A 25,568-nucleotide genomic window follows, 5' to 3' on the forward strand; every position below is an offset into this window, starting at 1 on the left:
TCCTATTATTTTGGTTTTGGATTAATAGATACGTTTGATTTTGTGGCCTGTGTCGTCGGCTACGTCACCTTCATTATCAATGTAGGTCTGACCGCGTTGCCCTGACTTCAATTCTGCAGCTGCTGGCTTGCCGTCATTATCACGATCCATAATGATAGTGGTCAGAACTTCCTTAGCCGGTGCTAGTGTACTTGTGGCACTGATTGATACCTCAGCTGTTTCGCGGTTTTCATTCGGCTTAATGGTTAACGAGATCGTAATTTTACGAGTTGTCTTAGCCTCCGTGTTAGGATCAGCGATATTGACCAAGACCTTCGCCAGCTCCTGTTTGAAGCGTTCAGAAATGCTACCATCGGCGAGTGATTCTAATTTAATTTCAATGCTTTTGCTCATGAGATAACCTCCTATTTGATAGATTTATGAATAAAGGAATTACTAAACGCGAATCCCGGTAATTTCCTCGAACACATCAGCATCGAAATTTGGGATAGATTGAACAGTGATCTTTTCTGAGTTGGAAAGTGACTCCCACAAACGAGACCATGCCTGTTTGTAATCAATCGGGTTTCCCTCATCATCGGTGACACGAAGTCTGCGGCTAATGTATCCAGCCTCACTACATCTAAATTCATCGCGTGAAATCGAGCTGGGTTTATTGAATAGAAGGAACTCTGGTTCAACGGAGCAAAAAACTCCAGAAGAATAATTGCATGAATTAAAATCACCACTGTTGTAGTGACCACTGTTGCGGTTACCACTGTTGCGGTTACCACTGTTGTAGTGACCACTGTTGCTGTCACCACTGTTGTAATGACCACTGTTGCTGTCACCACTGTTGTAGTGACCACTGTTGCGGTTACCACTGTTGTAGTGACCACTGTTGCGGTTACCACTGTTGCGGTTACCACTGTTGTAGTGACCACTGTTGCGGTTACCACTGTTGTAGTTACCACTGTTGTAGTGACCACTGTTGCGGTTACCACTGTTGTAGTGACCACTGTTGCTGTCACCACTGTTTGATAAGCCGGTATTTCCACGCCCTAGGTTTACCAAGTCAAGGACCTCATGCCATGTAAGCTCACGAATAATACGAATCTTGTTGGTTACCGATTTATCGTCGCCGTGTTCAACCTCTCCAAGCACTTCAATTTCAGCTACCTTGTTTTCCGGATTAAAAGAATAGTATTCGAAGCAATCTTTCAGGTTTTTGCAGAAGTGAAAACCTGCGCTACATAGGCCCATATGGCCTTCGTGTGTATATGTTTTACCGACTTTGTATTGAAACGAGCGGCAAGTCCAATCCGAATTGAAAACTTTGAAACCTTTTTCAGTATTAATTTTTGACATTCGCTAAGCCCTCCTTGATCTTGTCGCTATATTTAGCTACTTGCTCCACGCATTTATCGCAGATTTGATGCCCATAGAACGGATGGAGCTTGTCCTCTACACTGCTGCAAATATGGCATCCAGGTTGATACTTTTTAAGAATGATCTTGTCGCCTTCCACGAAGATCTCTAACGGATCGCCTTCCTTAACTCCCAGCGTGCGACGAATCTCTTTCGGAATGACCACACGGCCCAAATCGTCAATACGACGAACAATGCCAGTACTTTTCATTGATTTTCCCCTTCTGTCAGTGTTACACTGACCTTAGAATGTTTTGATTGTGCAGCTTATTACGGGTTAGGAGCCGTGATAGGCTGTTTTTCATTTAATCTCGAAATCGTATTAAGGTACTGATCTCCGTAACATTTCCTCAATTGTTCAGATACTGCCGTGTTCGCCATCTGCAATAAATTACAACAGACTCTTAAACGTTGCTTGCGTCCCAAATCCCTCACCCCCTCTCAAGCTAAGTAGCCCATTTTCTCGACTTGGATTGATGCCCAGACAACAAATGGAAATCTAGCAGAATCAATGCAGGAACGATGGTAACGATCAGCTAGGTAGTCTAGCAATTCATCGGGGATTGGCATCCTTACCTTCCTCCTCCGCTATCATCATTTTCTTTGTCTCTTCCAAAGCCCAGATCACGACATCGATTGACTCTACTTTTTCAAAGGTCATTCTTACTGGTGTATTTTCGGCGGAAATTAGTAGGTTAGGATCATGATCAGTGTGGGATCCAATTGGATTCTGATGATCACGTTGAAAGAAGCACACCGCACCTACAACATCCGCACTAATCAATAGAGCCGGACATACATCAATATCGCCGTATCCAAATTCTAGTTGAGTCGATTTCTCAGTTTTGATAATTGCCATTATGATTTTCCTCCTGCCCCGCGATCACTTTATTAGCACCTAACTCATGTCCTACTCCATACTGCTTGTCCAAAGTGGATGCTGGAATCACATTCCGGATTAGTACAGTAGAAAATGACTGCAGATTGGTTACTTTACTCATGGGTTGATACCTGCTCACGTTCGTAATCATCAATCCAATCTGCCCTGGTGTACCAGCGACCGTCATTCTGAAACCCTTTAATTTTGCCGTTGACGATCCACTTACGAGCTGTGCGGATATTAACTTCATACCGCTCTGCAAGCTCCTTATCTGAATAGACTCTCGGCACAGTATCCTGAAACCCATAATCTTTGTTGAGCTGTTGAATCACAAACTGACGATCTGGCGTATCGAGCATGTCCAGCACTGTCTGTAAAACCCTAGTAGATTGAGCGGTCGTCATGTCGCAACCCTTTCGGTTAACCCCACAAGGTCAAGCAACTCAGGGAATCTATTTGGATAGTAATGCGGTGCTGTTTCTCTAGGGTTATTAGGGCTGATAATGTTTTTCTCATACTCCAGTCCCGTATCGGTCAGAGATTTGTACGTTTTAGTTCCGCTTCTACTGGAAGGGCGTTCTTTCTCCTCCAATATCCTGCGATTCAGAAGTAACATATTAAACGCCTTAGTCTGAATGCCAACCCCGTGCTTCTTTAGCAGCTCTGTTGCAGATTCGGTAATAGGTTCGTCTGCATATCCTGGTAGCGGTAGCGCTAGACCGTGCTGCTTAATAAAATCACCTAGCAGCTTTAATCGCCCGCTCTCTGGAAGGCGCAGAACATTGGCTGCCACTTCTACCATGTACGCTTCTTTTTTAAAATGGAGTAATTCAGATTCAATAATAGGTTGTTGAGAAGATGCCTCTTCTGTATTTAGCAGATTGACGCGCACAGCTCGAGCGACTACGCTATCTCGTAGCAGCATGCCGATTCGAAGGATTGCACGGCGCGGGATTACGGTAAATGAACGAGCCATTTTGCTAATAATTGCCATCTCCTTGAAGGAGAACAGTTCATCACCAGTCAAAACCCTCAGTCCATCACTCTCCAACTCGTCTCGGTTGTCAAAGATTAAGCTATCGATTGTTTTTCTTGTAACTCCGTAATATTCAGAAACTTGTTCAATGCTTGCATTCATATCACCCGGAAGCAGAATGAGTTTTTTTACCTTCTCTAGAACATTTGCCCGGTCGATATGCGATTCGCGAAGTGAAACACTTTTTAATAAAGCATCACTCTTGCTCATTTGGTTACCTCACTTCCGACAATAGGTTCTCCCAAAATAATTAACTTTGCTTCATCTAATACAGTTAATACTCTGCCGATACTAGAACCATTTTCTTTTGCAATCTTGAGTAGAGATTCAGAAGTGAAGGATTCGCGTCGTTCGTAACCCTGTAACAGGAATTCAATTGAAACCCCAAAACGTCGAGCTACTTTTAGGACTTTATCAATACCTGGATTGTTTGTGTCCCAGTTGTAGATCGAACCGCGTCCAAAACCCAGTTCATCTTCTAACTTAGGGATAGATATACTATGTTGTTTACAGAGTGCTTTTAGATTCTCGACTATTGCCATATATTACTACTCCCTTCTAGAATATTGAAAAATATACAGCTTAATTATTGACACTCGACTGAAAATAATCTATTATCAGTAAAGAAGGCACAACAAAATAAACGTCGTTGGGGAACGATTTTTCAATGGGTGATATACCCTCTGGTCTTTTATTGCCTTTTTTGTCTTTTATTAAGCTGTTGGGATAATATTAACCGATTATTATCTATTGGTCAACATTAAAATTGATTATTATCGGTTTTGGTTTGATTATTATCTATTTAGGGGGTTTTTTGGTATGGAAATAGTCGATAACATTAAAGTTTTGTGCATAAAAAACAGTACGACAATACCGAAACTAGAAAAAACACTGGGCTTTGGTAATGGCACTATCTATAATTGGTCAAAAAGTTCGCCTTCATTGGAAAAGTTACAAAAAGTAGCGAATTTCTTCAAAGTCGAAATAGATGAACTGGTAGGCTGGGGAAATATATTTGATATTGGGTGGTTTATTGAGGAGGAAAGAGTCCAACAAGGAATGGCCTTAGAAGAGCTTTCACACAAACTTAATATACAACCTGAAACACTATCGCAAATAGAAGAAAATATCATTCCTATATCATCCGAACTTTTAAATGCCATAACTTCCGTATTTGGTATTACCGTACAGGAATTTTTAATTAAGTATGAAATGTATGACGAAGCAATAGATGAGTACTTTAAAGGTGATGTTAACGCGTACTTAGAATTCAAAAAGGCAGAAGAGCAAAACGTTCTAAGCAAATCTTACGAACCAAAAACAATCGCAGCACCAAAAGAACAACCATACTATGCCCTTACAGATAAAGACGAGCATGACATTGCGAAGATGCTAGAAGAGATGATGGATGGCCTTGGTAGTGGGAACCAAGCATTTCAATTCATGGGAGAGCCTATGGATGACGAGGATCGGGAATTACTTCGCATCTCATTAGAAAATACGCTCCGCATGTCGAAGCAAATGGCCAAGAAAAAGTTTACACCTAAAAAATATAGAAACGAAGAATAGCATTTGGAGGACAAGTCATGGAGAAAAAGCTTGCTCAACGGCTTAACAGAAAACATGAGACTAATGACCCCTTCGAACTTATAAAACTAATGGACATCACGATACTGCTTGAAGATTTAGGTTTTAACACATGGGGATATTATACTAATGTTTGTCGTATTCCTTGCATTCATATCAATAAGCTTATTGCCCATTATCAACAACGCTATGCCGCTGCGCATGAACTTGGACACCATTTGCTGCACAAAGGAATTAGTACTCCTTTTCTTCGAGCGAATACGCTACAGTCCGTTGATAAAATCGAGTATCAGGCTAACCAGTTCGCAGTGGAACTACTTATACCGGACAAGTTGCTTCTTGAGGGCGCAACGATCTACGAAGCGGCAGCGATTTGCGGCGTGCCGGAAGAGGTAGCCCTATTGAAAAGGCCACCTAAAAAGGGGCTTTGGACAGACGAGTGCTCATTTATTAATATCTAACCTTCGTGCTTTCCAGTCGCAAGGCTGTTTAACTATAGATAAAAACAGAACATACATTCGCTCGGAAGGAGGAATAAGGAAATGGCTAGAAAAAAGAAAGAGGAATTGCCGCCTAATGTGCGTAAACGAGGAAAAGGTTATACGTATCGTTATGATGTGCCGATCACCAATCCTGATGGCTCAAAAGGCCGGAGTCAAAAGGACACAATATCGTATCCAACCCCCCAAGAAGCATACCAGGCAGGAATTATCATCGAAGCAAAGCTCATCGAAGGTATTTACGTTGACGAAAAAAACATTCTGTTTATAGACTGGGCTGAGCAGGCCATAGAGCTATATGCCGCAGAGAAAAAATTGAAGCCTGGAACAATCGAGGGTAAATACGCTCATCTGAAATATGCAAGGAAAGAATTCTTGGGTGTAAAATTAAAAGATATCACGCCTTTAGGAATTCAGAACTTCTTCATATCACTGCGAGATGAGCACGAGCTTAAACAAAGCGCGGTTAACGCTATTTACTCCACAATACGTATGATTTTCCAACTCGCTAAGCGGATGAAGGTTATTGCAACCGACCCTACGGCTGAGGCTGTTAAACCTGCCGTCAAACAAACATTCGATGACCTTGAAGTTTTAGATGCAGATGTTGAATTACCTGACTACCTCGAAAAGGAAGAAGTAATTGAGCTGCTTAAGACCATTAAGCAAATGGCCTCAGAGGAAAACAACCCAAAGATTGCTTTTGGTCTTCGCCAACTTTACCGTGTTGTGTTTATTTTGACTTACACTGGTTTGCGAATCGGAGAATTGTGTGCCCTTGACGACAACCGGGTTGACACTAAAAAGAGGACACTACGAGTTATAGCAAACCTGTACGTTCCAAAGGGAGGTATTCAAAAATATGAGCTGGTAACACCGAAGAATGCCCCATCAATTAGGACTGTCGATTTCAGCGAGACTGTAGCATCAGTAATAGAGAATCAGAGATCAGACCTGAGAGCTTTCCGGTTGCTTAGTGGTCCAAGTTTTTACACGCATGAAAAACGCAAGTTTCTGTTCATAAGTTATAGAAACAATCCTGGCTACCCGTTAGCAGTATCGACGGCAGAGTACACCTTGAAGGGCGCTTTAGAATCAGCCAAACTTTCGCCCGCCATTACCCCGCATAGTTTAAGGCATACATTTACGAGCCTAAGCGCAGAGGCTGGCGCGACACTGGAAGACATTCAAAAACAACTCGGACACGCTACAGACGAAATGACAAAGCGAGTTTACTACCACGTAACCGAGGCACGCAGACGAGCTAATGTCGATAAACTCGATAACCTCATGCAAGACCTCATCTCCACCATATAATCGCCCTTTGTGGGCAATTTGTGGGCAACCCCTCGAAAACACCGCGCCATTACAGCGTTTATCATAAACTTCATTTGTCTAGTGAACTAACAAAGGTTACGTGAAAATGCACAATGGCGCATGTTTTCCCTGTAGCAATGCACCCCAAAACACCGCATTACACGGTATGTTTGTGGGCAAGTTGTGGGCAAGTTAAATTTAACCAAGGAGCGATACGGATATGAAAGAAATGACAGTCGGTGGCGCAATGCTAGTTTTAATAGATGGAATCTGTCTTGCGAATACGAAGCACATTCAAACCACTGAGGCCTATCATTACTTTGTTAAGGGCGATAAGGAATGGCGCGTGGATCGTGTTTCACGGAGTGATGGAAACTATTATATTCAGTCGAGAAATAAAGGGTCAGATTATTGGCATTACGTAGATAGCGTATCATCGGACTGGGCGATAGAGGATTAACTAGAAAAGGCCCCCGCTAACCTAAACTTGTTGGCGGGGGCTTTACCGATGCTATCGGATTTGAGAAGAGTATAAATCATTTGGGATATGTTGTAAACTACTTCGTGATCGTTGCTGTTTTACTCTTATTATCCCAAGCTACCTTTGCCCCTAGTGCCTCACCCACTGCTCGTAGAGGGACCAGGGTAACACCATCTAATAACTTACCATCTGCCACTCGTACACCATTTACAATTATAGTAACCTTATCTGAGTTGGACACTGGTACAACCTCCTTCTTGTTTAATCCTAGGTATTTAGCAATCCCTGAGACATGACCACTAACAATAGCCTTGATAACGTCAGCTCGCTTAAGTTTAGCCGCATCACTCACCACATCTATAAATAGGTTCTCGGTCAGTACAGCCGGCATTTTACTCTCCCTGCACATATGAAGGTCCTTAGATTTCAGCCCTCTATCGTTTACACCGTACGGTTTTAATTGTGCCATAATCTCCGTATGCAAGACGTTTTGAAGTGCAGCCGATGCAGCCGAAGCCGACGTATACCGAAACGTCTCAAACCCACCTGCGCCTCCTCCTGCATTGCAATGGATAGATACCAGGATATCTGCTCCTGATTTATTAGCGGCGTTGGTACGTGCTGTTAGGCTAGGAAACACATCGATACTACGGGAGAGGATTACTTGCACACCTTCATACTCAGATTCCAGCCGCTGCTTAATCGCTAGAGACACCGCAAGAGCGATGTCCTTTTCCTTTAATCCATTACCAACTGCTCCGGGATCTGTGCCGCCATGACCAGCATCTATAAATACTTTCTTCATTATAGTGATTCCCCTTTGCGCGATTCAGCGCGCTTGATTTTATTGTCCAGTTCGCTTCCCACAAAATTGATTACGAAATTAAGAGCAGAAATAGGCAACCGGTTACCCCATCCTGCCCGAATTGCATTAGCTGTCATTGATTTGAGGACGTGGAATAGTAGTCCACCCGCAAATAGTCCAAACACAACACCAGGTAAGGTAAATAGCTGGTCAACGAAGTGACCTCCCGCGGGGAGAAGTAACATGAAGAAACTCCGAAAAACTCCGTCAATCCCATATTCGCTGGCATAAGTATCATCTTTTTTAGCAGCCCTTACCCCGCTAATCCAATCCATACCGATAAAAAATAACAATGCAAGCATGCCATAATACACCACATCACCCGATCCGTATAAAAATTCAAAAGCCGGAACCAAAACGGCACCGGCGATCGATACTAAATATTTAGATTTATCCACTTTTACCATCCTCTCGATAATATAAATAGCCCCCGTATCGGCTACGAAGGCAAAATAAAAACGCCTATGATGGCGTTAGTTGTGTTGCGTAGTATCGTCCTACTCCGTCATATAAGGATCGTCCGTGATCTCCGCGTACTGCTCCGCTGTGATTTTTCCAGCGGTGACTCCATCGGCGACCATTTGCTTAGTCCATAGATTCGCATCATAGAATTTCTTTATCCGATTAAACCACACCATTTTACATACCTCCCATCATGACTTCGTACCATAATGCCGATATTTCAGTTTCATTCGCTTCGAATTTTGCTGATTGAAGCATACTTTCATACCATAACTCAGCGTTTTCCGCTATTAACTCATCAATCACGCTAGGCTCCATCGGGACAGATACGGCATCATCGTCAATTTCTTGCTGATCGCGATCAATCAACTTGCCGTCAACAAATTTATACCTACCCTGCTCGCTGATGCATGATTGCCAATCATCTACGCTAATTTCTACAGCATCCTCCGGGATCTCTGCGTGTATGTCATCGTTGTAAAAGGCTGTCGGCTTGCCCAAGTCGTTTAATTGTGCAAAAAATTTCAAATTGATCCCTCCCTAGTATCCAATTGAAAACCACATAATGTTTTTGTTGCCAGTGGCGTTGTGAGCAATACCAAGTTGTGAGTTTGTTATAGAAAACACGTTTGCGACTGGGCCGAAACTTACACCTGATATATCCACGACAGCTGATGCATGTAGGCACTTATTAGGATAAGTTAACGGGAATAAAGGGTGAGTAGCGACAGCGCTGGCGGCATTAACAAGAGTGCCCCATTGTAAGATAAGTCCACTAGCTAGTTTTTGATAACCATTATCGGTTATACTCGCCGGATTACTACCGGTTATAAGTACCTGCGACCAATCACTCCAATTTGGTGCATCAAATACTCTAAAATACTCACTATTTGCATTAACCCCCGCATTATATATAATCCTTTGCTTAAAAAAACCACTGGGATCAGCCTCTACTATAATAGTTACACGTCTTGCTCCTGCACTAGGATATATAGGCTCGTGGAGGTATGCAACGTTTAATACCCCGTGATATGTCCCAGGTGTAGTTAGGTTGTTAAAATCCGTAAACACGGGTATTGGTTTAAACGTACCAACAAATCCACTATTCGCAATATCCGCCAACTGCGCATTAACAGCAATGATATCCTCGGCGTTACCTTTCACGGTTTCAGTAGTACGCCCTGCTCCTGCTAAATCATTCACCCCTTCTTCCAAGACCGTAATAGCCGTCGCATGTTCTTCTAACAATTCACCATGTGCGACGATCTCAGCCAACCTAGCAGCAGACAACAAGCCTCCCTCGGTAATCGTTGCATTAGGGATTGGATCCGCCCCATGCTCAGTGTGTGTCTCACCGTGTGCCCCTGGAGCCGCTTCACCCGTAGCGGTTACAGTTACCTCTCCACTAAGTGGGTTCGTGGTGACCGTGATCCCCACTCCACCAATGATATAAAACTGTGATGATGGATCCGCAGCGGCAATGTCGTTGACCTTTGCAAATGCGTTTTGATTTGGCTCAGCTCCGTCCGTTATCCCATCTAATTTATCATGCTGGGCTTGCGTTACGTGGGCCACCTGATCGGCTTTATGGGCTACCAGGTCGGTAGCTGTACTACCTGGTGCCTTACTGTCCCATTCTGCCTTCTTAGCTGCAGTAACATGGATATTGGCATTTGCTATATGGTTAGCTGCAACAGCATCCCCCGCGTCCATTTCAGCCTGTACACGGTCAAATCCAATGTTGATATTATTAAAGTCTTCACTTATTTTCTTGCTTCCCACTAGGTTCGCGAACCGATTCGCCATGTACTTCATCTCCTTTCTTAAGTTGTGCTAGTCGCTGCTCTATAGCCTCTTTAACACCAAGCAAAATAGCTTCTTCTTGTCCATGATGATATGGAGTTACGGCCATGATCACCGCGCATATTTCAGGGACAGGGTTCAGCGGATCAAGTTCTACTTTTACTACCGGTTGTATGTGTGCCAAGTCATTCACCTTCTTTCTAAAGGAAAGACCTCCCAAAATGTCGAAATGTAGGATTGATGTCCTATAATCGATAGAAGGGAGGTTTTAATATTGTCTAGCTTCGAAAATCGCATAGACCAGTTAGCTCTCTTATATTTGGAAAAGAACTATGATATCCAATCGCTGTCACCAAAAGAATTTTTAGAAAAATTCAATGAGATCAGCAAAGAACTTGTCCACGCTTATCAAAGTACTCGTCAATCCTGAGTATCGGGTTGATACGAGCTTGGTATCAATGGTTTCCATGTTTTGTTTAGCCGTTCTTCATGAGCGGCTATTTCCTCTCTCACTATCTGACGGATTTGTTCAGCGAGACCGCCATTCGTTTTATCGGCAGTAATTCCGTAGTACCTCGTTTGACATCCAGTCATTTCCTCCAGCTTTGATAATGGTGAAATGACTTCGGGACCATCAGCCTCTTTGGTAGCTCCTATCATCGGAGGTAGTACCTTCACAGTGTCCACCAATAACGTTACTAAAAGTTGAGCACCGTGATTAACAGAATCCTCAAGCTTGTAATCAATAACCCCCTTCAGCGGAACGCCGTCCAGATAAATTGATCTATCCTTGATTTCTAATGAATGCATCTTCCTTCACCCTTTCATGGCATAATAAAAGGCCCCACCATAAGCGAGACCAAATGTAGTGGTATGTTATTTGTTTAGTGCTTCTAACTTTGTATCGATGTCAGCAAGTTGCTTCTGTAGATCGGTAAGTTCGGTTTTGTATTGATCCAACTGTTTGACTAGGGTATCTAGGAAATCTGTCCGCTGATTCTTTTCCACCTCAGTTATAGAGCCTTCAGCACGTTCCTTTGCCCGAGGTATCGCATCAGTTTCATATCGAGTTACGGCAGCTTGCGAAACCTTGATTTTATCAAGAAGGACATTTTTTTGACTCTGCAGTACATATAACTGCTCATCTGCTTGTAGCTCACCCAACGTAATCACCTTGCCTTTCACATCAAGATCGGTTCCGGTTGCCTCGGCTATTGCTCTTACTGGCACGTACGCCGATCCGTTAATTACAGCACCTTCGGCGATCTTAGTTCCATCCGCTTTCTGGACTGTATAAGTTCCAGTAACCTTTTGACCAAGAACACTTTTAACTTGTGCCGCCATTACGGGCATAGCGCCAAACAATAGTGCTCCAACAATAATTCCAGCAATAAACTTTTTCAATTCACTTTCCCCCTAGTACTTAATCTATTACTTATATTATCGACTACTAGAGGAAGAAGTTTCAAGTTATTTCGGAATATTAACTTGAGCAAGCAAAGAACCATTCCTGCTCCATAGCTTTAAATTCCTTGTTGCGTTATCAAAAGTCATGTTATACGCAAGATCATTCATTCTGTTAAGTGCTGATCGCATGGACTCACCATCATCCTCCGACCTAAGTCTGTCCCACCCCGGTACTGTTACACCGTTATACCCTCGCATATATATTTCCATGAACTCCATTGTCAATCTTGATCCATCTAATAACAAGCCCGAACCAGGTAAGCTCATAGATGCAAATGCGCCGCCATTTGTAAAACGAAGCTCTGACAGTGAATTTGAGCCTACAGAACGCATTTCAATGCCGTTGTTGCTTGAAGACCAAGCTCCAAACATACGCTGAGAACTACTCATTTCCGCCCGAGGGTAACTTCCTTCCGAGGTCATAATTTCAGCGCCCACAATTCGGGTCCCGTTGATCTGCCCACCTATGATGGTTGAAGCTGTAATAGTGCCTGAGAAATTGCCATCAACTCCGTCCAACGTTCCGGTAAATGTTCCCCCGGCTGCTTGCAAGTTACCCTTAAAAGTTCCGCTTGCAGCTTGTAAGTTACCACTGAATGTACCATCAACGCCCTGTAAAGTTCCGGTAAATGTGCCTCCGGCCGCCTTAAGATCTCCACTGAATGTGCCCGTTGCGGCTTCAAGGTGTCCTGTATACTTTAACTTATTTGCCTGTGCATCATAATACAAGCTAGATTGACCGTTTACTCTCCAGTCCATCACATCGGAGTTAAGTGTTAGCTTACTTTTATGGTCTTCTCTTTCAACGACAATACCCTCAGTGCGTGAGTGAGTAATCCCAAAGTATGGCTTCCCATAGCGAATTGCATTTTCGTTGAGCTTGTTCACCTGCTGGGTAAGCGACCCTTCAAGAGCGAATTCGCTTTGCTGCTCTGAGGTTGATGGAGCTTCGATTTTATGGGTAAGGCCGCCTTTAAAACTGTATGTCTGCCGTAAGATGAAAGATGTATACCTCATAATGCCATCCCAGGGAATATTCATCTCCTGCCATGGCGTATTGGTATCAATCCAGCTACCACCTTCACGCTGTTCGAAGCCGATCATATCTCCCTGGTCGAGTTGAGGAAAACCACGGGAGTCCATTGTAAGCGGTAGATAAGATAAGCCATTCAAAGACACAAACAACGCATTAACCATGCTTTGCGTCATAAACGGATTTTCAAGGTAAAGTGTGTGGTTATCATCACCAGTTCCTGCCTCAAAGGTAAGCTTGTCTTCCGTATTGTAGGTGACCACGATTCGAGTATAGGTCTTAACTGGATTGGTTTGCTTAACCCGAATATAATCGGCTGTTGTCATCTCGAATACGGCAGGAGCCGAAGCGCTGAACCGTTTGAATCGCATGACGCCATCCTTGCCCATAAAGATACTAGCGCTATTAGCCCCTGCAATATAAGCAAGGACCTGTCTGCAACTATAACCGGCTGGCCCCGCCTGAATTTTGTAGTTAGGATTAATAACTACGCTGCTGTCATAGACAAGACCTATCCGGTTACATATCTCATCAAACACGGCTTTTTGAGTTGCTGGGTAATTAAGTTGAGAGATATAGGCTACCTCGGTAGTAATCAACTTGTCGCAACAGATATATGTCCAAACGTCATTGATCTTCTCTCGACTATCTACATAAAACTCCCCTAATGGTAGCCACTCAGTTGCTCCTGCCGTCCAGGGTATATCCATTTGCTCCCACGGGTATACGGCTTCAAGCCAATTCATGCTATCCAGCGACAACGACAGATAAGGGATAATTTTAGCATTAGGTTTGATCGCATCAGGTAGACGAAGCTTTATAGTCAATTTGGACGGGTTTGCCGTCCCGATCTCAAATTCTTCGCCGCCAGCCATTACGTTCTCAATACTAAACTCAACGATACTAGCGCTGCTATACTCGGTACCGTCAATAACCGCCTTAACAATATACTGCTTATCATGCCGTTTTAGATAATCGGCAAATATCGGTGATATTGGATACATAGCATCACTTCTCCGTTAGGGTTACTTTCAACCCGTTCCACATAATTTCCGATCCTTTGGCAACGGCGAATGGTGCGGGACGGTTACCTACATAAAAGGTCTTGGTCTCATATTTGCCTGTCATGGGATCGGGATAAGTTACAGGAAAGAACACATCTTCCATTTCCTTATACAAAGCCGACATTTCAGACCATCTGAGCATTCCCCAAGTCGCCTCAATTTGCCGTTTAACCGCAATCCGATCACGATTTAAAGAACCATCAGCTGTTCTAACAGATGATTCACCGTCATCTAAATCCAGTACTGTGACAGTTAGAGAAGAAGGCGAGGGGTAATCTCCAGTCTCCTGTCTGTTAATTCTAAAATCTAAACCCATAGTGCCCTCCTATCTGGCGAACAGCGCACGCCCAGCCTGACGCTCCGCACTACCAATAGCCCGGGCCGCCATGCGCCCGAACTCTGCTTCACCTATTTTCAATATTGTCTCCTTGTCGCCCTTATTGATTAATGCATCGTAGAGCATCATGATCGCTTCGACTACAGCCTGATTGCTAGACCCAAGCATATCTTGGAGTGTAGACAATGGACTAATTACCTCTGGATCGGCACTAGCTCCTTTGTTGTCTCCGACCATAGCAAGTGTTGGTCCATAGGCTAAGCCGCCTTTAGCCAGCTTCGGAATAGTAGGGATGTTAAACCCAATAGTCCCCCCCTCAATTCCGGCTAACTTAGCCATCCAGTCCGGAACGTCGACTTTTATTTTGTTTATTTGGCGAACCATGAAGTTAATTACATCAATGATTAGGTTTATCGCACCTTTAAAGATACCAACTATGGCATCCTTTAGCCCCTCCATGAAGTCTTTTATGCCGTTCCATGCTTTCTCCCAGTCTCCTGTAAATACCCCAGCTATAAAGTCGATTACGCCACCTAACGACTTGATCAAGCCTTTTAGTACATCGGCAATGACACCTACAACGGTACCCACAACATCACCGATAAAGGAAAAAATATTACTGAATGTAGGCCCCAGCTTTTCGACGAGGTAATTGACTATCGGCATAATAAATTTGTTGAAAATATCTAATGCAGCTGTAACCAACTTCCCCACAAATTTACCGATCTCTTCGACAAGTCCTTTAAGATGTTTGTCCCAAAGCTGTGTGAGCATATCAAGCATATTAGTAATAAAAGGCTTGAGGAAGTTATCCCATAGGTTATTCCAAAGCTTTTTGATATTATCTAATGCCTCTTTTATACCATCGACAATTTTCTTCCCCCACTCGTCCCACCAATCAAAAATGATATCTAGAACATCTCTAATGATCTTTGACACAAGTTGCATAGCGGGGTCGATAGCATCTCTCCAAATGTCATCAAATATTTCTTTAACTAGATCAAAAAGCTTACGTAATATTTCCTGTACACCTGTAAGAAACTCTGTGAGTCGAGGCAATCCCTCCGTCACAAACTTATCAATGATAGGGAATACCGCTTCCCATATACTAGATACGACCTTTTGCAAACTATCGCCAAGCCCAGCCCATATGTGCCCTACCAATTGAATGCCATTTTGCCACATAGGTACCAAATCGTTATTGATCCAGTTCTTTAAGGGCTCACCTAATGTCATTACATCATCAAACATTTTTTTGAATTGCTCTTTCCATCGATCTAGTACAGGAGAAATCTCACCCCAAGCAGTCTGAAATGATGGTCCAAATGTTGATACTACCCAGTCCCACCCCTGTTTAACACCACCCCACGCCTTATCAAATGTGGATTTGATACCAGCTGCCAAAGTATCCATTTTCCCTTGTATCCCTGTAATGTCCATATCAGGCGTAGCCATCTCAAAGCCTTCACCAGCTCCGCCCCCAGCGGCATCTGCTCCCGCATCGTCAGGGCCTGCGAAGTCAAGAGTGTTAAGATCATCAAATCCAGCAAGAGCGCCCTTGGCTTCCTTACCTGCTTTCTTCGCGGCTCCACCGTACCCCGCCATGGCTTTCTTTGCTGATTCAATTCCCTTAGCAGCTTGATAGGACTGTTGATATGTCTTACCAAATAAGGCGCTAATAAAAGCAGCAATATAGGCTGTGATCTTAGCTAGACCAGCCATTAACGCATTGAGAGCCGGGAGTATGGCTTGATAGATTGGTGAAAACGCCACCGCTAGATTGGTTTTGATCGCATTGAGAGACGCAGCATACTGGGCATTAGTTTTAAGAGAGCTATTAAGATACTCCCCAAATCCCCGGATGGCCTTATACAACACAGCAAAGACAAATACCTGTTTAAGGATACGAGCAAAAGCACGAGTAAAGGAGTTACCCATCCCGCCAGCTTTTTTTCCAGCGCCGTCCATCGCTGCTCCAGTATTTGTTGCTGCCTTTGCCGCTTGTTTCAGGTTCCCACTTGTGGATTTTAAAGGCTTATTGGTCTGAACCAACTTACTTCCCAATTTGGCGACTGGTTGTTCTACAGCCTGTGCGGCTTGCCCTACATTCTTAAGACTGTCTTCTAGATCCCACATCTTTTTTGCGGTCTTGTCACTCGTATTAGTTAGTCGTAACAGTGTGGCCTCGGTGTTAACAATCTTCTCTTGCAGTGCGTTCTTCTGCGTATCATTGAAAGTGTTAGCGTATGCCTCTTTCAGATCGCTTAGTTTCCGTTTCTGTATTTCGATCCGGGCGTTAACGTTGTCCAATACGTCCGTCAATCCGCTAATCTGAGCCTTTACAGCTTCCGTGTCAATCTCTGGCTTAACCTTTGTCACTGCTGTTTTAGGTGCTGTCACATTTGGGTTAGCTGCGGCGGCTGCAGCCGGTTGCATATTGGGTACTAATCCTTTAAAAAATGACGGTGCCTTTAGCGTGCCAAGCTTAGCCGCCACGCTGTCGATCGCACTTTCAGCAGCCGCCTTATTATCATTAATAGATTTCAGCATGGCATCGTTAGTAACTGATACGGTTTTAAGTAGCCGCCCCTCTGCAGCGGATACCGATTCCTCCATACCTGTGATGATGCCCTTCATGGCCGTTTCAGTCGTTGATTTTAGAGTCTGCGATATATTCCCAGCAAATCCTTTTAGACTGAATCCTCCAAAGGTAGACTGTAATGACTTAGTCAACTGACCGCCTATTGTTCCAGCAGCAGCTGTAATCTGCTTGGTAAGATCGTTACCGCCTACAAGCTCCAGTCCTAAACTGACTGTGCCGACTGTTTCATCTGACATATGTTCACCCCCTCGCCAGACAAATCAAAAAGGCACCCCTTATTGAGGTGCCCCGGATAATTCTATAAACATCTGTTGTACTTCCTGCATTGCCTTAACTTTATCCGCCTCTGTCCATTGGACTTCTTTAACCCCTCTTGTTCTCCACTCACTTCGGATCCGCCGTTGCTCAGGTGACATAGCCTTGATCTTTTCGCGGTCATTCTCGCTGCGTATATTTACAATCTGACCAAGTGGAGTTTCTGGCATGATTCCGGCTAACAAAGTGCAAAACTCATCCCATGACATGTCCGATACACTCCGTAGTCTTATCCCATATTGAGCGGCAATAGATGCCTCAATCAGTCCCCAATCATCATATAAATCATACCATTGTGGTATCTTAGACTTCTTGGCGTCCCCGTTGAAATCGGGCCTCAATGACCTTTATATCTTCACCTGTAGCCGCTGAACATGCGGCAAAGAATACATATAGATAGTTTTCAAATGACAAATTCAATGCTTCGATTTTTTCAACAGCTTCTTTGCCCAGTAATAGTTCTAACGATTGCTCTAAACCGCCATCTTCTTGCATTCCAAGTACAGTATTCTTTCCATTATCAACTTCAAATTCTAATCCCTCACCTAGTTTCAATACCGGACGGTCATTGGTTAATTTGCTTGTAATATCAATTGTCTTCTTCGCCATTGTTTGTTATCTCCTCATCGATCGTATTTTGTGCAAGGGATTCACCTTCCCCATCCCCCTGCAGATTAAACGGGGAAGGCTCTATTACTCCCCCGTTGCTGGTGTATACACGGGCTTCCCGTCGCTCATAAGTTCACATTCAAGTGCTGACACCGCCGTACTGTCCCCACCGTTCGGAGCCGACACGCTAACGATACAATCAAATACCAGCTTGCTTCCATCTGGGAATACAATCTCTGCTTTGCTGGAGCAATCAAGGCCGGACTTCCACGCTGTATTTGCTACGTAGTCATTACCTGGATCGCCTACATGTCGCTTACCATTCAATGTGATTGCAAACCCTTTACCTGTCGCCAGTCGCCGTGTCCAGCCCTCTGTCTCCATTGGGGTCCACTCTTCTACGTTCGTATCAATCGCAATCTGAAATGTTTCCATATCCTTGATTATCAACATTTCCAGCTCCGTACTAGCCCGGCCTTTAGTTCCGATTTTAAATTCGATATTAAAAACCGGAAATACTCCACTTGTTACTAATGGCATAATTTCAACCTACCTTTCATGATAAATGTGTGTTTCAATTACATATTCGTAGATTCCTTCTGAGTCAGTACCGACATTAACCGGCTGCGGCGAGACCATTTTAAACATGATCACTCGCTTACCGCCGATCTCTGCAGACTGACAAAACAGGGCGTTATATACTTCCTGAGCTTTGCGCTCTGCAATGTCTGAATCCCTGCCCCAATGGACGAGAATAGAAATAGGCTTGATAACATATCCGGTAGCTTCCAGTCCGCCTATAGCGATACGTGGCTGGGCTCCAGATGTGTTATACAAACCTATACATTGTGGTTTCTTGCCGTCGATTTTGCCAATATACCAAAACGGGGAATCAATGACCGTCTCGAACCAATCAACAACATCGTTTAGCGTCATTTGATCATCCCCTTACTGAGCTGCTTTACAAACTTACCGAATGTATCACGGACAAATACCTTCTTCTCGCCTGATTTATAAGCTTCCATCCATTTACCACGAGCGTTAGGGTTCTTGTCAGTCCTAAAGTCGTACTCTGGATGCCAGTACAAGCGACGGGCATATGGAGTGTCATAGACTAGTTTAACTTTGCCATTGGACACGACGACGACGTGACCGCTAAGCTCTAATGTCCCTCTTTGCTTCGGAACGACTTGTGATGTGACAATATCAGTCCTAACCGCTTCGGCTGTCATTTCAACGGCTTGTTGGCTGATCAGCTCTAATTGCTTAAGAGCTGCCGCATTCACCGTAACCTTAGTTGATACCTTCATCAGTTCAGCTCCAACTCGGTACTAAACACGGTACCGTCAGGGTTACGTGGTCTCTTTGCACGATAGATGTTCTTACGCTCACCATCGATGATCACATATCCCTCTATCAATACGCCTGGGTTAATGTCACCCTCTATGAGAATCAGCCCTGAGAGCAGCACCAAACGGCGTTCAGCGTCCATAACTTGGCGTGACTTCTCGTCGTAAAAGCACTTCTTATCATAGATAAGTGTTTCTTTCTCGCCAGTTCTACCCTGCTCAGTTTGATAGACTTTGACTGGGGTAACCTGATTCCATCTTGGAAAGGGGAAGCGCATCAACAGAACCCCCTATTTGCCAAGCCTGTAGGCATGAGCAAGTCAATCACGGCATCTGTAGTTTGTACTCCTCCAGCTCCGGTTGTAGCCTTAAATGACATGCTGGTGCTTCCTGCGCTGTACCCTGAGAGTGGCATGGTCAAATATTCACCGTATTTAAAAGTAAAGTCGGCTTGTTGACAAACAGCCTTAATCACATTGGTACGCTGAAAAGGCGAAAGGCTATCAAAGCCCCTCGCCACAATGCGATTATATGTCAGGCGGTCTACCTGGTCGGTTGCCCGATCCAGTGCCTTATCCAGTTGTTCCGCTGGAATTGAACCGTCCCCGTAACGATCATAATCCGCTGTAGTTGCGTAGGCCATATGATCACCGCCTATTCTTCTGTTTCTTTACCAGGGTCTGGTACTTGTTGAACGCTCTGAATGACCTTCAAAATGTCCTCTTTCTTGGATGCTTCTCCAAGATCGATTTCATTCTTAGTGGCGTATTCTTTAAGCTGCGGAACCGTCATTTTTTCTACAGGAATTTCTTCCTGTTCTGGCTCTAGTTGCTCAACCTCATAACCTTTAGATTCAAACCATTCCAACAAGTGAGTGTTATCCGTTTCCCCTACTCCATTTGCAAAGGCTACCCCTGCGGATAGCCCTGTGTACTCCTTATTCGGTGCAATTACTTTCGCCATCATTAACCCCTCCAGTCTAGCGGCGCAACATGGATCACGTTCACCGCTGTTTTAATCTCAAAAACATATCTCCCATGAGGGAGCGACTTGTTAAACCACAGTGTCGAGTCTGCATCCGGTTTGAGTTCCTTACCATCGCGGGTAATGTACGTAAGGTTATCTTCGTCTAATGGTATTACGTTGTCATCAACGTCCAATAACTCATACTGTACATATACTACTCCTTCATGTGGTCCCTCTTCCCCTGTAGCTTTCCATGATACTAGGTCTGCTGGAACAGGTGAGTTAGGAGTGGATCCATCTTGTGTAACAGTTCCTACATGCTCAAATGACCTTACATTTCCAAGGCCATCATTAGCATTAGGGGCTAGACCATCAACAAGTCTAGACCCCTCACTTTGTCCGACATAATAACCATTCACATATCCTTTTGCCAGATCATCCTTGTATCTCATATTAAGATACCTTGATCTTACGCATTACCCCTGCGGCTTTAGTAGCCTTGAGCGCTACTGCTGCTACCATTTCAACTTCACCTGTTTTAACAGCTCCCGAAGTAGAGTAATCAGGCAACCAAGTTTGTACAGGGGATACACCAGCCATAGACACGCCATGGAAACCATCTAAGCCAAGACGCGGAACATAGATGCTTGTTTCTCCCGAAGCATTGGTAGCGACAACAGGGTTATTTGATCCCGCTTTCGCCCCAAGATCAACTAATGGAATTTCGTTGTACTTCTCAACTTGCTTGCCAAACTCATCTAGCGTAGTGGTGTAGGCACTGGATCGACGCGCGCAAGCTCTGATCTTGGCAATCAACTTAAGATTACCCATGATAGCGGATGGTGCTCCGTCCAACCCCATCAGGAATTCATCTAACTGATCAAGGAACGCCTTATAGTTAGTGTCAATCGCCGCTGACGTTGATAGGTCGATTGCGGCAGTTGGCACATACTCAGTACTGGAACCAGTCAGGGCTTTATCCAACCCATCAAACGCCAATGCATCAACCGCACTATCTCCGTTGATTACATTGTCATTGAATACTGCCTGAGCCGCCTTTATCTTTTGTTGCATTTGCAGTGTAACCTCGTTGGCTAGACCACCCATATTGGCGATTACACGGTCGATTTTATACGTCCCACCGAATACCTTAAGGTCAACCGTATATCGCTGTTTACTAACCTCTTGCGGCGTGTACTCAGTGTTAACAGCGCGGAATCCGGCTGTAGGTTGAGTGATCAACCGAGTGTAACCATATGTTAGGGTAGCGCCTCCACCAGTCGGTGAAACTGCATCATCAAAGATGAGATTTTCCAAGAGGAAGTTATTCTTCCGGAACTCATCGATAACACCCAATGTAATATGATCCTGTACGTTTTTCTTTGCTTCTGCCAATGTTACTGCCATTTCAAATCATCTCCAATCTTATTTTGTGAAGTGTGCGGCAATCGCATCTCCTAATGAGAGTTGACCACCTGCAGGTAGCTCAGTTCTTGGTGCACCTACCCTAATACCTGGTGGCTGTTGCTGTTGTTGGCTGTCCTCTTTGAAAAGGAATGCCTTGGATGTTTTCAGAGTTGTAATCTGTTCATCCAGACCAACGACTTTACCATCATCACTAACGACAAGCCTTGTAGCGTCAAGTTGAGAAATAGCCATATCCTCGTCATGAACCTTGCCTGTGATTGCAAGCTTAATGGCGTTATCCAACTTTAGCTTTTTCAACGTGGATTCATGCTCGGTAGCAGCTGTCTTATTCTCATCTTGTAGTCGTTGAATCTCCTTCTGTAGATCCTCGGATAATCCGGCCGTCTTACCTAATGTTTCAAGCTGCGTTCCATTCTCCTTAACCGTAGCTTTCAGAGTCTTGTTTTCCTCCGTCAACTCGTCAAAACGGTGTTTGGGGATAAATGTCTTCAACTCATTTAGTGAAGCCTCTGCCGCCTTTGTAGCCTGTTCTTCCGTAAAACCTAATGCTATAAACTCTTCTTTAGTCATGATTAATTCCTCCATCTTCGCTTAGGTATCCCGGTCTCGTCCGGTGATGGTTTTTTGCCCAGTTTTAAGCCGTATGACAGGGCATAATAAAAGCACCCCCGATTATTCGAGAGTGCCTTAGTTAATAACTTCTATACCTTTAATATCTGGCTCATCGATCATTGCAATATGCGTGCCTTGATCAAGTCCAATTGAATCATAGTCCCGATCCTCCATAATGCCGACATCGTAGGTGATAGCTTCACCCTCAAACATTTCCCCTTGCTTGGTCAGAATGCGAAGTCGCTTATGCATATAGCTTGTTAATGGATCCACCTTACTCACCTCTTTTTGCTCGGATAGTCAGGGACGATATGAACGCCCTTCTTACCGTAATGGATTTTAAATACAGTCGTCTCAGCTTCCATGCCTGTCCGGTTATCAACCACAGTACCCACGACCCGATCATTGGTAATAATTAGTTCTTTGTTATCCCAGCCATTTTTACCGATCGTGATCTTTCCCGTTCCTGCGTACTGATTGACTAAGCTTTCAACTTCATCAGGACTTAAATCAATCCTAGCGGGACCGTATTGCTCTATGGCTTTCAGCTTATCCACATACTGTTTATATTCATGCGTACCAGGTACGTGCTTATTATGCTGGCCTTTTAAGATACTCTTAGGTTGCTGATCGGATCGAATGTATGCCTTTGTTTCCTCAATCTTGGCATTAAGCTCAACATTTTTCAAGCGCTCTTTACGCTCAGATGCAGGAACTTCACCGTCAATGCGTTCACGCCTTTTGTCACGGCGGAGCTGTGGGTTCTCTCCAAGGTGCAGCTTAAGGAGTTCTTGCCATTCAACAACTTTCGCACCATACTTTGCTTGGTTAGCTTCGTCTATGGATCCAATCTCCAAACGCTTATACTTTCGAATCATACGCTCCATGTACCGCTGCCGCTGTTCAGCATCATAATTGGTCTTTGCCGTTTCCTCATCTGCAGGCTTAGGTAGCTGAGTAATACCAGGAAAGAACGTAGCCAATGTATGGCGACAAGATGGATGAAAGGCATTGTCCTTCATAGCATCGGATAGCAATCCATATCCGGTATCCTTCGATAGTTGTGCCGCTTGTTCCTTGCTCAGTGACGTATACACATCATCAATCATGACAGTACCCTGATAAGGCATGCACCAAGGAGAGCAGTTATCATGACTACTCATTACTACGGTGTAGATACCCCATTCGTCTCGCTTTTTACCTTCACCCAAGAACGTAGCCCGTTGCGACGCTGTACGAAGTGCCATCTCAGCATATGTGGGAATAGGGACACGACGGCCATTCTTATACACGATGACATCAAGCCCACGTTCCAAAAAGTCCTTTGTTGCTTTGTCTATGGCCTGATCAAGCGTCATAAACCCACTAGCCATATGCGCCTCGGCTTTAAAGATGGTTTGCCTATAGACATCATCCATCTTGCGTAATACAGCCTCTCTACCTTCTTTAAGATCACCTTTCACACTGTCTTGCAATGCTCCCAGTTTCTTCTCATTCATGCCAAAGAAATCTGATTCAGGCGGTGCCTTGGGTAGCTTGCTATGTGGCTTGGGTAACTCGGGAAGAGGTCTGTCCATATCAGGTACAGTTTTGGAAGGATCTACTTGCAGAGGTCTTACCCGCTCCCTAGCTGGCGGCTTAAAGTCCTTCGGAAAATCAATCTCTCCTTTTAACTTTACGGCCTTCTCCGCTACGATCTCTACGCTATCCTCTCCAAATTTAAACTCCTGCTGCAATACTTCATCAATCAGCTTGTTGGCTTCCTTTCCTGCATCAATAATGATTTCCTTGTTCTTCTTGCGAAACCATTTCAAGTTACGAAGTTTAGCTAGCTGCCATTGATCGAACCTAAAGCCTACCTTGTCCTCTTCAATCTCATGACGGGACAGGTTACGCTTCATACTGGCAATCAGGTTAAGTGTCATTTCCTCGAAAATATCACGTAGGCTGTACGGGTCTTTCTTGGACATTATTCCTCACCGTCCAAGTCCTCATCTTCGGTACCTGGTGGATCGTCCTTCTCACGAGTCTCGGGTTCTTCCTTCTCAATTAATCCCTGCTCAATTTTAAGCCGCCGCACCTCTTCGGCCTTCTGCTCCTTGGTCCAAGTGTCACCATACATTTGCTCGACAGATTGCTCAATGGACATGGTACCGTTTAATCTTGCCTTGCCCACTGTTTCAACCACGGAGTCAAATGAAGGAGAAGCGTACTCCCCAAAGGTTACTGTGACTTCATAGTCACCAGGAGTCTTATCTTGCATGTTGTCATAAACTTTAAGTACCACAGACACCAATTGTGGAATCACTTCATTCAGCCGCTCAATGATCTTTCCACGGGTATACAGCGTGGCTTTCTCCTTCTCCCGCTGTGCTTCGGCGTTATCGGTCTTTTTAAGATCGATCCCCAGTGTGGCCGGGCTGATAATTCCCTGTAGGCACATATCCAATGCGGAAGCATAAGACGATACAAAAGCCTCATACAATATCTGCGGTTGGACTAATGCTATTTGGTCTTTCACATCCTCCGAAAACGATGATTTACCAGCCGCTATAAAGTCCATATCAAAAGGGTTAGGCTTGATCGGTAATCCATTTTCAGGGTTTCGCGGCAATAGGTCCTCTGGAATGTACTTCTGTACACGTCCTGACCTAATAGCGTCCCACCACTGACTTATAACCTCATCCAATGCATCGAATGAATCAGCTTTGGAATCAAACACGCTTTTTCCTCTGTCCGGCCATTTAGGAGATTTGAACACAGACAACGGGACACCCCATATATACTCGCCTGTGAATGTTGTCTCATCAAGACCTGATAATTCAGGAACCATGGATAGTGGAACTTCTTTGCCATCATCACTCAGGAGCTTATATCCAATCTTACCTTTGCCGAATGTCTCCTCAAGTTGGTAATCCTTGTCGTTATGTCGGTAGTCCGTGTAGTAGATGATCTGTTGAAGTCTTCCGCGCTCACGCTTGTATTTGACCTTATCACCGGCGTAAAACTCAATAATAGGGTAGTCGCTTATCTCTGTATCGACGGTCACCTTAAAAGCTCCATCACCTTCAACCAATGCCTCAATAAGACTGCTACCCAGCAGCTCATCAAAACTATTGTCCTCGCCGATCTCTTTCCATAGTTCAGTTAGAGCCTTATTTGCTAATTCAATCTTATCCATATCAGATACGACGATATCGGCCAAACGTTCAACGATCATAGCCGGCAATCCGCTGTGGATCTTTCTGATTTGTCGATTCTCACTAGGTACGGCTGCCCAAAAGCGTGAACTACTCACGTTGTCCATTGCTGATTGCTTATAAAATTGCTCCAGCTCTGACGGATCGCCACGATACCACAGCCTATTACGCAAGACGTTAGTACGATAGCTAAACGGCTCCCGAATAATAAACGTCTTGTTCTCCGGTGCGGGTTGTATCCTGAGTAC

38 protein-coding genes are annotated in these 25,568 nt (G+C 44.3%); 4 read left to right on the plus strand and 34 right to left on the minus strand.

The window, feature by feature from the left end:
* Positions 1 to 21: 21 nt before the first annotated feature.
* The 9 genes from NST85_RS29055 to NST85_RS29095 form a co-directional block, all read right to left on the minus strand.
* Positions 22 to 393 (minus strand): replication terminator protein, encoded by a 372-nt coding sequence (locus NST85_RS29055; protein WP_341191211.1) that lies wholly within the window; start codon positions 391 to 393, stop codon positions 22 to 24.
* Positions 394 to 435: 42 nt separating this feature from the next.
* Positions 436 to 1,347, minus strand: a complete 912-nt coding sequence (locus tag NST85_RS29060; protein WP_445671195.1) for a DUF7666 domain-containing protein — start codon at positions 1,345 to 1,347, stop codon at positions 436 to 438.
* Complete coding sequence (locus tag NST85_RS29065) at positions 1,334 to 1,618, minus strand: AbrB/MazE/SpoVT family DNA-binding domain-containing protein (RefSeq protein WP_341191213.1); 285 nt, start codon at positions 1,616 to 1,618, stop codon at positions 1,334 to 1,336. The genes NST85_RS29060 and NST85_RS29065 overlap by 14 nt, the downstream gene beginning before the upstream one ends.
* Before the next feature lie 230 nt (positions 1,619 to 1,848).
* Positions 1,849 to 1,977: a hypothetical protein gene (locus NST85_RS29070; protein WP_341191214.1), complete on the minus strand. Its 129-nt coding sequence runs from the start codon at positions 1,975 to 1,977 to the stop codon at positions 1,849 to 1,851.
* Entirely contained in the window at positions 1,961 to 2,266 is a 306-nt protein-coding gene (locus tag NST85_RS29075; protein WP_341191215.1) for a hypothetical protein, read from the minus strand. The genes NST85_RS29070 and NST85_RS29075 overlap by 17 nt, the downstream gene beginning before the upstream one ends.
* A complete protein-coding gene (locus tag NST85_RS29080) occupies positions 2,247 to 2,408 on the minus strand; it encodes a hypothetical protein (RefSeq protein WP_341191216.1) in 162 nt (53 codons plus the stop codon). Before NST85_RS29080 ends, NST85_RS29075 begins: the two co-directional genes overlap by 20 nt.
* A complete protein-coding gene (locus NST85_RS29085) occupies positions 2,401 to 2,691 on the minus strand; it encodes a helix-turn-helix domain-containing protein (protein WP_341191217.1) in 291 nt (96 codons plus the stop codon). The genes NST85_RS29080 and NST85_RS29085 overlap by 8 nt, the downstream gene beginning before the upstream one ends.
* On the minus strand, positions 2,688 to 3,533 hold the full coding sequence (locus tag NST85_RS29090) for a hypothetical protein (protein WP_341191218.1): 846 nt from the start codon (positions 3,531 to 3,533) through the stop codon (positions 2,688 to 2,690). The genes NST85_RS29085 and NST85_RS29090 overlap by 4 nt, the downstream gene beginning before the upstream one ends.
* Positions 3,530 to 3,865 (minus strand): helix-turn-helix domain-containing protein, encoded by a 336-nt coding sequence (locus NST85_RS29095; protein ID WP_341191219.1) that lies wholly within the window; start codon positions 3,863 to 3,865, stop codon positions 3,530 to 3,532. Before NST85_RS29095 ends, NST85_RS29090 begins: the two co-directional genes overlap by 4 nt.
* Positions 3,866 to 4,142: 277 nt before the next feature.
* Between NST85_RS29095 and NST85_RS29100 the strand changes: the two genes are divergently transcribed.
* The 4 genes from NST85_RS29100 (at position 4,143) to NST85_RS29115 (ending at position 7,187) form a co-directional block, all read left to right on the plus strand.
* The gene (locus NST85_RS29100) at positions 4,143 to 4,892 is read left to right on the plus strand and encodes a helix-turn-helix transcriptional regulator (protein WP_341191220.1); all 750 of its coding nucleotides are present in this window, start codon (positions 4,143 to 4,145) and stop codon (positions 4,890 to 4,892) included.
* A 17-nt stretch (positions 4,893 to 4,909) separates the two neighbouring features.
* Complete coding sequence (locus NST85_RS29105) at positions 4,910 to 5,371, plus strand: ImmA/IrrE family metallo-endopeptidase (protein ID WP_341191221.1); 462 nt, start codon at positions 4,910 to 4,912, stop codon at positions 5,369 to 5,371.
* Between the two features lie 81 nt (positions 5,372 to 5,452).
* Complete coding sequence (locus tag NST85_RS29110; protein WP_341191222.1) at positions 5,453 to 6,727, plus strand: tyrosine-type recombinase/integrase; 1,275 nt, start codon at positions 5,453 to 5,455, stop codon at positions 6,725 to 6,727.
* A gap of 220 nt (positions 6,728 to 6,947) precedes the next feature.
* Positions 6,948 to 7,187, plus strand: a complete 240-nt coding sequence (locus NST85_RS29115) for a hypothetical protein (RefSeq protein WP_341191223.1) — start codon at positions 6,948 to 6,950, stop codon at positions 7,185 to 7,187.
* Positions 7,188 to 7,284: 97 nt separating this feature from the next.
* Here NST85_RS29115 and NST85_RS29120 read toward each other — a convergent pair whose 3' ends face one another.
* The 25 genes from NST85_RS29120 to NST85_RS29240 form a co-directional block, all read right to left on the minus strand.
* Positions 7,285 to 8,013, minus strand: a complete 729-nt coding sequence (locus NST85_RS29120; protein ID WP_341191224.1) for an N-acetylmuramoyl-L-alanine amidase — start codon at positions 8,011 to 8,013, stop codon at positions 7,285 to 7,287.
* Positions 8,013 to 8,471 carry a phage holin family protein gene (locus tag NST85_RS29125; protein WP_341191225.1) on the minus strand — a complete coding sequence of 153 codons (459 nt, stop codon included), beginning with the start codon at positions 8,469 to 8,471 and terminating at the stop codon, positions 8,013 to 8,015. Before NST85_RS29125 ends, NST85_RS29120 begins: the two co-directional genes overlap by 1 nt.
* A gap of 99 nt (positions 8,472 to 8,570) precedes the next feature.
* Complete coding sequence (locus NST85_RS29130) at positions 8,571 to 8,711, minus strand: XkdX family protein (RefSeq protein ID WP_341190698.1); 141 nt, start codon at positions 8,709 to 8,711, stop codon at positions 8,571 to 8,573.
* A 1-nt stretch (position 8,712) separates the two neighbouring features.
* Positions 8,713 to 9,063 (minus strand): hypothetical protein, encoded by a 351-nt coding sequence (locus NST85_RS29135; protein ID WP_341190699.1) that lies wholly within the window; start codon positions 9,061 to 9,063, stop codon positions 8,713 to 8,715.
* A gap of 12 nt (positions 9,064 to 9,075) precedes the next feature.
* Complete coding sequence (locus NST85_RS29140; protein ID WP_341191226.1) at positions 9,076 to 10,341, minus strand: pyocin knob domain-containing protein; 1,266 nt, start codon at positions 10,339 to 10,341, stop codon at positions 9,076 to 9,078.
* Positions 10,295 to 10,522, minus strand: a complete 228-nt coding sequence (locus tag NST85_RS29145) for a hypothetical protein (RefSeq protein ID WP_341191227.1) — start codon at positions 10,520 to 10,522, stop codon at positions 10,295 to 10,297. Before NST85_RS29145 ends, NST85_RS29140 begins: the two co-directional genes overlap by 47 nt.
* A gap of 236 nt (positions 10,523 to 10,758) precedes the next feature.
* A complete protein-coding gene (locus tag NST85_RS29150) occupies positions 10,759 to 11,148 on the minus strand; it encodes a hypothetical protein (RefSeq protein ID WP_341190702.1) in 390 nt (129 codons plus the stop codon).
* Between the two features lie 66 nt (positions 11,149 to 11,214).
* Positions 11,215 to 11,742: a hypothetical protein gene (locus tag NST85_RS29155; protein ID WP_341191228.1), complete on the minus strand. Its 528-nt coding sequence runs from the start codon at positions 11,740 to 11,742 to the stop codon at positions 11,215 to 11,217.
* 66 nt (positions 11,743 to 11,808) lie between these two features.
* On the minus strand, positions 11,809 to 13,842 hold the full coding sequence (locus tag NST85_RS29160; protein ID WP_341191229.1) for a polymer-forming cytoskeletal protein: 2,034 nt from the start codon (positions 13,840 to 13,842) through the stop codon (positions 11,809 to 11,811).
* Between the two features lie 4 nt (positions 13,843 to 13,846).
* On the minus strand, positions 13,847 to 14,218 hold the full coding sequence (locus tag NST85_RS29165; RefSeq protein WP_341190705.1) for a DUF6711 family protein: 372 nt from the start codon (positions 14,216 to 14,218) through the stop codon (positions 13,847 to 13,849).
* 9 nt (positions 14,219 to 14,227) lie between these two features.
* A complete protein-coding gene (locus NST85_RS29170) occupies positions 14,228 to 17,077 on the minus strand; it encodes a phage tail protein (RefSeq protein ID WP_341190706.1) in 2,850 nt (949 codons plus the stop codon).
* Positions 17,078 to 17,116: 39 nt separating this feature from the next.
* A complete protein-coding gene (locus NST85_RS29175; protein ID WP_341190707.1) occupies positions 17,117 to 17,497 on the minus strand; it encodes a Gp15 family bacteriophage protein in 381 nt (126 codons plus the stop codon).
* The gene (locus tag NST85_RS29180) at positions 17,460 to 17,765 is read right to left on the minus strand and encodes a hypothetical protein (RefSeq protein WP_341190708.1); all 306 of its coding nucleotides are present in this window, start codon (positions 17,763 to 17,765) and stop codon (positions 17,460 to 17,462) included. The genes NST85_RS29175 and NST85_RS29180 overlap by 38 nt, the downstream gene beginning before the upstream one ends.
* An 84-nt stretch (positions 17,766 to 17,849) precedes the next feature.
* Entirely contained in the window at positions 17,850 to 18,305 is a 456-nt protein-coding gene (locus tag NST85_RS29185) for a phage tail tube protein (RefSeq protein ID WP_341190709.1), read from the minus strand.
* Between the two features lie 9 nt (positions 18,306 to 18,314).
* Positions 18,315 to 18,701: a phage tail terminator protein gene (locus NST85_RS29190; RefSeq protein WP_341190710.1), complete on the minus strand. Its 387-nt coding sequence runs from the start codon at positions 18,699 to 18,701 to the stop codon at positions 18,315 to 18,317.
* Positions 18,698 to 19,075 carry a minor capsid protein gene (locus NST85_RS29195; protein WP_341190711.1) on the minus strand — a complete coding sequence of 126 codons (378 nt, stop codon included), beginning with the start codon at positions 19,073 to 19,075 and terminating at the stop codon, positions 18,698 to 18,700. Before NST85_RS29195 ends, NST85_RS29190 begins: the two co-directional genes overlap by 4 nt.
* Entirely contained in the window at positions 19,075 to 19,392 is a 318-nt protein-coding gene (locus tag NST85_RS29200; protein ID WP_341190712.1) for a hypothetical protein, read from the minus strand. Before NST85_RS29200 ends, NST85_RS29195 begins: the two co-directional genes overlap by 1 nt.
* Entirely contained in the window at positions 19,392 to 19,757 is a 366-nt protein-coding gene (locus tag NST85_RS29205; RefSeq protein WP_341190713.1) for a hypothetical protein, read from the minus strand. The genes NST85_RS29200 and NST85_RS29205 overlap by 1 nt, the downstream gene beginning before the upstream one ends.
* Positions 19,758 to 19,768: 11 nt before the next feature.
* On the minus strand, positions 19,769 to 20,080 hold the full coding sequence (locus NST85_RS29210) for a hypothetical protein (RefSeq protein ID WP_341190714.1): 312 nt from the start codon (positions 20,078 to 20,080) through the stop codon (positions 19,769 to 19,771).
* Entirely contained in the window at positions 20,080 to 20,532 is a 453-nt protein-coding gene (locus NST85_RS29215) for a hypothetical protein (RefSeq protein ID WP_341190715.1), read from the minus strand. Before NST85_RS29215 ends, NST85_RS29210 begins: the two co-directional genes overlap by 1 nt.
* A gap of 1 nt (position 20,533) precedes the next feature.
* A complete protein-coding gene (locus tag NST85_RS29220) occupies positions 20,534 to 21,487 on the minus strand; it encodes a major capsid protein (RefSeq protein ID WP_341190716.1) in 954 nt (317 codons plus the stop codon).
* A gap of 18 nt (positions 21,488 to 21,505) precedes the next feature.
* Positions 21,506 to 22,078: a phage scaffolding protein gene (locus tag NST85_RS29225; RefSeq protein ID WP_341191230.1), complete on the minus strand. Its 573-nt coding sequence runs from the start codon at positions 22,076 to 22,078 to the stop codon at positions 21,506 to 21,508.
* Between the two features lie 117 nt (positions 22,079 to 22,195).
* On the minus strand, positions 22,196 to 22,393 hold the full coding sequence (locus NST85_RS29230; protein ID WP_341191231.1) for a hypothetical protein: 198 nt from the start codon (positions 22,391 to 22,393) through the stop codon (positions 22,196 to 22,198).
* Positions 22,394 to 22,398: 5 nt separating this feature from the next.
* Positions 22,399 to 24,090 (minus strand): phage minor capsid protein, encoded by a 1,692-nt coding sequence (locus tag NST85_RS29235; RefSeq protein WP_341191232.1) that lies wholly within the window; start codon positions 24,088 to 24,090, stop codon positions 22,399 to 22,401.
* A partial coding sequence (locus NST85_RS29240; RefSeq protein WP_341191233.1) for a capsid protein occupies positions 24,090 to 25,568 on the minus strand: 1,479 nt, incomplete at its 5' end. The genes NST85_RS29235 and NST85_RS29240, both read right to left, overlap by 1 nt.

Origin of the sequence: Paenibacillus sp. FSL K6-2524, assembly GCF_038005525.1 — a bacterium.
GTDB lineage: Bacteria > Bacillota > Bacilli > Paenibacillales > Paenibacillaceae > Fontibacillus > Fontibacillus anaericanus.